The sequence below is a fragment of the Stenotrophomonas sp. SrG genome, assembly GCF_050031795.1.
In the GTDB taxonomy this organism is placed as follows: Bacteria; Pseudomonadota; Gammaproteobacteria; order Xanthomonadales; family Xanthomonadaceae; genus Stenotrophomonas; species Stenotrophomonas rhizophila_A.
In genome coordinates, this window is record NZ_JBNBBE010001763.1 from 1 (window position 1) to 230 (window position 230).

The 230-nt window shown below is 64.3% G+C and carries 1 protein-coding gene; it reads left to right on the top strand.

Going from position 1 to position 230, the window contains the following annotated elements:
• A partial coding sequence (locus ACQG3P_RS25315) for an efflux RND transporter permease subunit (RefSeq protein WP_426806578.1) occupies nt 1-230 on the top strand: 230 nt, incomplete at both ends.

A 230-nucleotide genomic window follows, 5' to 3' on the forward strand; every position in this document is an offset into this window, starting at 1 on the left:
TATCGGCACGATGGACGAGATGCAGAAGACCTTCCCGGACGACGTCACGTACGAAGCGGTGTACGACACCACCATCTTCGTGCGCGACTCGATCAAGGCGGTGGTCTCCACGCTGCTGGAGGCCCTCGCGCTGGTGGTGCTGGTGGTGATCCTGTTCCTGCAGACCTGGCGCGCCGCGATCCGTCCGCTGATCGCCGTGCCGGTGTCCATCGTGGGTACGTTTGCTGCGC